Genomic DNA, 6242 nt, shown 5'->3' on the forward strand with positions numbered 1-6242 from the left:
CTTCGCCATGCCGCCCTCGGTGTCGCTGAGCGCGTTGATGGCGTTGCCGTAGCCCATCGCGGAGATCCGCTCCGACCCGTCGGCGAGCATCGGGTCGAGCATGAACCGGAAGCTCTCCTGGTTCAGCGAGTACGCCACGTACCGTCCGGCGAGCGTGAGGTCACCGTCGTAGCCGAGCGTCGTCGTGCCGCGGTAGTAGTCGGGCGCGGGCAGGTCGTCGAGATCGACCCGGGCCGCGTCGAGCAGCTCGCTGTACGGCCGCCGCGCGGCGAGGGCGTCGAGCACCTCGCGGGTGCGCATCCGCCGCCCGGTGCGGTGGTCGACGACGAGCATGCCGCCGGCCTCGATCCGCCCCCGGTGCACGACCTCGTCGTCAGGGAACGCGACCTGCCCGGCCTCCGAGGCCACCATCAGGTACTCGGCGGTCTCGACGGTACGCAGCGGACGCAGCCCGAGCCGGTCGAGCCGGGCCCCGATGACGTCCCCGTCGCTGAAGATCACGGCGGCGGGCCCGTCGTTCTTCTCCTCATAGAGGGAGAAGTACTCCAGCATGTCCCGGACGTCGGAGGGCAGGGAACGGTCGTTCTCCCAGGCGGGCGGCATGAGCGACACGACCGCCTCGACGAGGTCGAGCCCGTCGTCGAAGACCCGGCTCTGCAGGGTCTGGTCGAGCCGGCTGGAGTCGGACTGCCCCGGCGGCCGCACGATGCTCCGGGTCCGGGCCCGGGCGAGGGCCTCGTCACTCAGCCGGTTCTTCCGGTCGGTGTTCAGCTCACCGTTGTGCGCCATGAGCCGGAACGGCTGCGCCATGGTCGGGTGCGGCTCGGTGTTGGTCGAGAACCGCGTGTGGAAGTACAGCGACCGCACCGAGTGCCGGGGATCGACGAGATCCGGGAAGAACCGGATGACCTCGCCGCTGTTGAGCCGCCCCTTGAGCACCTGTGTCCGCGCGCTGAGCGACAGCGGGTACAGCCCGGCGTACGACGTGGCGTCGGCGTAGGCGACGGCCTCGACCGCGAGCAGGGCACGGTGGGCGGCGGCGTCGACCTCGGCGCGCTCCCAGCCCTCGGGCGCGCGGAAGACCCACTGCATGATGGGCAGCTGGTACTGCTCGGCGGCGGGCCGCGCGACGCCGTGGTCCACGGGCACGTCCCGTACGAGCAGCGTCTCGAAGCCCTGCTCCGCGATGCAGCGCCCGACGAGCTCGACGGCGGCGTCCCGGCGCCCGGCGTCGAGGGGCACGAAGCAGTTGGCGACGCCGAAGTGCCCGGCGCGCAGCTCCGCACCGGTGATCGCGCCGAAGAACTCCACCGACAGGTCGACACTCACGCCCGCGCCGTCGCCGACACCTTCGGCGGACGTGCCGCCGCGGTGCGGGATGGCGCAGAGCGCTTCGTCGCCCCTGCGGATGACGTCATGGCTGGGCGATCCGTCGAGGCGGGTGATGAATCCGACGCCGCAGTCGCTGTGGTCGAGGGCAGGGTCGTACAGACCGAGGGGGGAGTGATTCACGTGCGGGTCCTGTCGGCGGTGCGGGTTCCGGCAGCGGACGGCCAGGCTGCGTCGGTGGAGCGCTCGCCGCGGGGGGACCGGTGTGACGGCCCGGGTTCTGAGTGGTGCGACTATGGATAGTAAGGCGGGCCTTACTCAGCTGCAATGCCCTGTTCACATGCCGAAACGCCGCGCTGCCGCAGAGGGGGACCCGCCTCGCGGGAAAGAGCGATGACGGTCAGATCGTACGACCGCCCGGTCGTCGACCAACGGTCCCGAGCGGGTGGTCGCTTGGACCGTGAGGCAGTGCCAGCCGTCCGAGTCCGGGTTCCAGTCGATGCTTGCGGTTCGTCCGGAAACCCGGTCGGCGTTCGTGTGCTCGGCACCCCGCTATGCTCGCGTGGTTCGTGTGCGGCATAGGACCGGCGGCCCCGTGCTGCCGGAAGGGGTTGGGCAGCGCGTGGTGGTCGGCAGTGACGGTCCGGGCGATCGGCGGGGAGCAACGCAGGCCGGGTACGCGACAGGCGGTGGCGGGCGGTCGGTCGCGGACCGGTACGAGCTGATCGAGCAGCTCGGCCGGGGCGGGATGGGTACCGTGTGGCGGGCCCACGACCGGGTGCTCGAGCGCGATGTCGCGGCCAAGGAGCTGCACGTCCTCACGGACGGGGACGAGGAGCACCGGACGTGGCTGCGGCGTGCGCTGCGGGAGGCGCGGGTGGCGGCCCGGGTGCCGCACCCGCATGTGGTCGGCGTACACGATCTGGTCGACCACGAGGGCCGGCTGTGGATCGTCATGGAGCTCGTCGAGGGGCCCTCGCTGGCCCAGTCGATCGAGCGCGACGGGCCGTGGGACGCGGCGCGGGTCGCCACCCTGGGCGTGCAGTTGCTGGGGGCGCTGGACGCCGTGCACGCGGTCGGTGCCCTGCACCGGGACGTCAAGCCGCCCAACGTGCTGCTGCGCCGCGACGGCGGTGCCGTGCTCACGGACTTCGGGATCGCGGCGCTCGACGACGGTGAGTTCCTGACGCAGCCCGGGGAGGTCGCCGGGTCCGCCGACTACATGGCGCCCGAGCGGGTCACCGGTGGCGACGTGGGGCCGGCCTCCGACCTGTTCTCGCTCGGCGCGACCCTCGCGACCGCCGCCACCGGACAGTCACCCTTCCGCCGCAACGGGCAGGCCGCCACCCTGCACGCCGTGGCCTACGAGGAGGCGGTCCTCGACGACCGGCTGGGACCGCTGCGCCCGGTCGTCGAGGCGTTGCTGCGCAAGGCCCCCGAGCAGCGGCCCTCCGTCGCCGACGCCCTGGCGGCCCTGCAGCGGGTGGCCGGCGGTGCGGAGGTGCCGTACGCCCTGCCGGCGGCTTCCGCGGCGGAGTCCAGCGAGTTGTCGGTGTCGGTCGGGGAGCCGCAGCCGACCGTTCCCTCCGGGGCCCTGGCCGACGCGCCGACACAGGTCGGGCACCCCCTGCAGCAGCAGGGCCAGGCCGGTGCCACCCAGCTCTACGACGCCGACGCACTGTCCGCGGTGGCGCGTCAGGAGGGGGAACCGAACAGGTCCGGTGGCGGCGGAAGCCGCTTGTGGTGGGCCGTGGCGGCGGGCGTCGCCGTTCTCGCGGGCATGGGTGCCGGGCTCTTCCTGACCGGGAGCCCGCCCTTCGGCGGCGGCGCCGCGCAGGCGCAGGAGCGGGAGCAGGCCGAAGGCGCCGGGGCCGGCGCCGCTCCCTCCGCCGGCGGAGCGGGTGTCCCGGACGCGCCGGTCGCCCCGGTCACCACCGAACTGACCGTCCAGGCCCGTGAGGGGTGGCAGCAGGTCACCGAGGCTCCCATCGGGAAGGGTGACACGGTCACCGTCCGTTTCCTCCGCGGCCAGTGGACCGTCGACGCCGCCAGCATGCCCTCGGCCGGTCCGGGAGGTTACGACGCGGCCACCGACAGCGCGCTGGACTTCGCCGCGGAGAGCTGCAAGGTCAACAGGTCCGCACCCTTCGCGGCCCTCGTGGGGCACCTTCTCAGGGAGGGGCAGACGGAGAACCCGGACGCCCGCGTGGTGGGTGACGAGTGGACCTTCCAGGCACCCGCCGACGGAACCCTGGAGCTGCGCATCAACGACGGTGACGACGACTGCCTGTCGGACAACGAAGGAGAGCTCACGGTCTCGGTGACCGTCACCCACTGACGCGCAGGGCACCATGGACTGGCGGTCCTGGTCGTTCCGTCCGGTGTCATCCGACCGCCAGTCCGGCCTTCCGCCGGGCCGGGGCCTGCACTTGTACGTGCACCGACTCCGGTACGGGTACGGGCAGGGGCGCCGGAAGGTGTACGGGAGCCGGCGTCTCCCGCGTCCGCCACAGCCACGCCACGTCCCGTCCGAACGACCACACCAGCGATCCCAGCGCCGACCCGACCAGGGCCAGCGTCACGACGTGCGGCAGCCATCCCGAGGCCGCCGCCAGCAGGACGACGCCCTGGACCGCCGCAACCGTCTTGCGGGCCATGCTGTGCGGCAGCGCACCGTCCAGCCACGGCAGCACGCGGGCGGCGGCCACGAAGACGTACCGCATGAGGCCGATCAGCAGCACCCACGGGCCGAGCGACAGCGACACGTACACGCTCAGCACCAGGATCAGGAACGCGTCGACCTCCATGTCGAAGCGCGCCCCGAGCGGTGTCGTCGTGCCGGTGCGGCGGGCCACCTTGCCGTCCACGCCGTCGAGGACCAGGGCCACCGCGGTCAGCCCGACGAACAGGGCGACCGGTGGCGCGTGCCGGAAGGAGTCGGCGACCAGGGCGGTGACCCCGCCCACCAGGACGGTGCGGCCCAGCGTCACGCGGTTCGCCGGGCCGAAGGAGGGGGGCCGGGTGCGGCGCAGGGCGCGGGTGAGGACCGCCCAGGTGGCGAGCGTGAACGCCGCGCCCGTCAGCCAGCCCGCCGGGCCGAGCCCGATCGCGCCGCCCAGGAGGGCCAGCAGGAGGAGCTGGGCGCCCGCGCCCGCCGTCGTCTCCCGGAGCAATGGCTGGAGCAACGGCTGGAGCGACGGCCGGGCGTCGTGAGGGTGGTTCAGGGCAGAGTTGTGCAGGGCCACCGGATACCTTCCGAACGTGTGACAGAGTCGATCTTCGCCGCGTACGTGTCCGCGACTCCCACCGCTGCGTACGTGGAGAACCGCCCGACCGTTCAGGGAGACGCACATGACGCACACAGCCCGCGCCTTCTGGCTCCGCGTGCCCGGGGAAGGTGAGATCAGGGAGACGGAGGTGCCCGGGCCCGCCGCCGGCGAGGTGCTCGTACGGGCCCTGTACTCCGGCGTCAGCCGCGGCACCGAGACGCTCGTGTTCCGGGGCGGGGTGCCCGGGAGCCAGTACGCGGCCATGCGCGCGCCGTACCAGGAGGGCGACTTCCCCGGGCCCGTGAAGTACGGCTACCTCAGCGTCGGGACGGTGGAGGAGGGGCCGGAGGAGCTCGCCGGGCGGACCGTCTTCTGCCTGTACCCGCACCAGACGCGGTACGTCGTGCCCGCGAGCGCCGTCACCGTCGTACCGGACGGCGTGCCCGCCGAGCGGGCCGTGCTCGCCGGGACCGTGGAGACCGCGGTGAACGCGCTCTGGGACGCGTCACCCCTGATCGGTGACCGGATCGCCGTGGTCGGCGGCGGCATGGTCGGGTGCTCGGTCGCGGCGCTGCTCGGCCGCTTCCCCGGGGTGCGCGTCCAGCTCGTCGACGCCGATCCCGCGCGCGCCGCCGTCGCCCAGGCCCTCGGCGTCGACTTCGCGCTGCCCGCCGACGCGCTGGGGGAGTGCGACCTCGTCGTGCACGCCAGCGCCACCGAGCAGGGGCTCGCGCGGTCGCTCGAACTCCTCGCGCCGGAGGGCACGGTGATCGAGCTCAGCTGGTACGGCGACCGGCGGGTGAGCCTGCCGCTGGGCGAGGCGTTCCACTCGCGGCGGCTCACCGTGCGCAGCAGCCAGGTGGGCACCGTGTCGCCGGCGGGGCGCCCCGGCCGTACCTACGCCGACCGGCTCGCGCTCGCCCTCGACCTGCTCGCCGACCCCGCCCTCGACGCGCTCGTCACGGGGGAGTGCGCCTTCGAGGAACTGCCCGGTGTCCTGCCGCGGCTGGCCTCCGGAGAACTGGGCGGGCTGTGCCACCGGGTGCGGTACGCGTCCTGACCGGCCGTCACTGTCACTGACTGCCCGCGCACCCATGCTGACCGGCCGCCCACCACCGCAGAAAGCGCGCGGAGGAGCTGAACAACGGGTAGGGAGGAGCCGTACTACACGGCATGCCCCGGCCCGGGGCAGACGCACCGCACTGGAGGGTCGTCCGTTGTTCAGCATCACCGTCCGCGATCACCTCATGATCGCTCACAGCTTCCGCGGCGAGGTCTTCGGACCCGCGCAGCGTCTGCACGGGGCCACGTACCTCGTGGACGCCACCTTCCGCCGCACCGAGCTGGACGACGACAACATCGTCGTCGACATCGGGCTCGCCACGACGGAACTCGGGGCGGTGGTCGGCGAGTTGAACTACCGGAACCTCGACGACGAGGACGAGTTCGCGGGCACGAACACCTCCACGGAGTTCCTGGCCAAGGTCGTCGCCGACCGGCTCGCCGAGCGCATCCACAAGGGCGCGCTGGGCGAGGGGGCCAAGGGCCTCACCGGTATCACCGTCACCCTGCACGAGTCGCACATCGCCTGGGCGAGTTACGAGCGTGACCTGTGACCGACATGACCATCGAGCAGACGGCCGT

The 6242-nt window shown here is 72.9% G+C and carries 4 protein-coding genes and 1 pseudogene; 3 read left to right on the plus strand and 2 right to left on the minus strand.

Annotation, left to right across the window (positions count from 1 at the left end; genetic code table 11):
- Nucleotides 1-1512: pseudogene (locus UW392_RS12005) on the minus strand (glutamate synthase large subunit); the annotation flags it as partial.
- A 439-nt stretch (nt 1513-1951) separates the two neighbouring features.
- On the opposite strand from UW392_RS12005, the gene UW392_RS12010 reads away from it, so the two are divergent.
- A complete protein-coding gene (locus UW392_RS12010; RefSeq protein ID WP_320774919.1) occupies nt 1952-3667 on the plus strand; it encodes a serine/threonine-protein kinase in 1716 nt (571 codons plus the stop codon).
- Nucleotides 3668-3713: 46 nt separating this feature from the next.
- Here the strand turns inward: UW392_RS12010 and UW392_RS12015 are convergent, their stop codons facing one another.
- Nucleotides 3714-4553: a CDP-alcohol phosphatidyltransferase family protein gene (locus UW392_RS12015; RefSeq protein WP_414495982.1), complete on the minus strand. Its 840-nt coding sequence runs from the start codon at nt 4551-4553 to the stop codon at nt 3714-3716.
- A 127-nt stretch (nt 4554-4680) separates the two neighbouring features.
- Between UW392_RS12015 and UW392_RS12020 the strand changes: the two genes are divergently transcribed.
- Together UW392_RS12020 and UW392_RS12025 are read left to right on the plus strand one after the other, a co-directional pair.
- A complete protein-coding gene (locus UW392_RS12020; RefSeq protein ID WP_320774920.1) occupies nt 4681-5658 on the plus strand; it encodes a zinc-binding alcohol dehydrogenase in 978 nt (325 codons plus the stop codon).
- A 157-nt stretch (nt 5659-5815) separates the two neighbouring features.
- Nucleotides 5816-6214, plus strand: coding sequence for a 6-carboxytetrahydropterin synthase (locus UW392_RS12025; protein ID WP_320774921.1), 399 nt, complete (start codon nt 5816-5818; stop codon nt 6212-6214).
- Nucleotides 6215-6242 lie beyond the last annotated feature (28 nt).

Source organism: Streptomyces sp. CRN 30, from assembly GCF_034105845.1.

Coding starts and splice junctions, on each gene's coding strand:
- UW392_RS12020 (WP_320774920.1), top strand. CDS start 4,681: ATGACGCACACAGCCCGCGCCTTCTGGCTCCGCGTGCCCGGGGAAGGT.